2 protein-coding genes are annotated in these 511 nt (G+C 46.4%); one reads left to right on the top strand and one right to left on the bottom strand.

All coding sequences use genetic code 11. The features are described from left to right. Positions 1 to 254 (top strand): PhzF family phenazine biosynthesis protein (locus A3766_RS03705; RefSeq protein WP_197479283.1); only part of this gene is annotated, 254 nt, incomplete at its 5' end. A 69-nt stretch (positions 255 to 323) separates the two neighbouring features. On the opposite strand, the gene A3766_RS03700 is transcribed toward A3766_RS03705, so the two are convergent. After that, a partial coding sequence (locus A3766_RS03700; protein ID WP_197479281.1) for a CcdB family protein occupies positions 324 to 511 on the bottom strand: 188 nt, incomplete at its 5' end.

Genomic DNA, 511 nt, shown 5'->3' with positions numbered 1-511 from the left:
CACCGGGCTCCGATGTGGATTTTGTCAGTAGATTCTTTGCTCCTAAAATTGGCATCCCCGAAGATCCCGTTACTGGTGCAGCGCATTGCAAACTTGCGCCGTACTGGGCTGGTAAACTTGGGAAAAGCACTTTAAGCGCCAAGCAAGTCTCTAAGCGTGGTGGCAGCCTTACATGCGAAGTCAAAGCCGACCGAGTCATACTGTACGGAAGTACCGTAACGTTTATGGAGGCAGAGATTGCATTCGAAACCTAACAATGCCGTAAACTCGGAGGCATTTTTCGTTCGCGCTGCTCACTACAAATGCGCCGGTTACGGCTGGCGTTAAATGCCAGTAATCAACATATCTATCGCATCAATGATTTGGTAGCGATAATGTTCTAGAGAGTCTACTTCGGATTTCAGAAGCGTTTTAGGCACAGTTGTCATTTGGTTGGTAACGAGGACGAAATCCTCTCCTTCAATTCTAACTGTAGGACATAGCTTCTGAGCTACTTTTTCGTTAACTTTTT

The organism is Oleiphilus sp. HI0132 (assembly GCF_001635845.1).
This window is presented reverse-complemented; position numbering and strand designations above follow the sequence as displayed.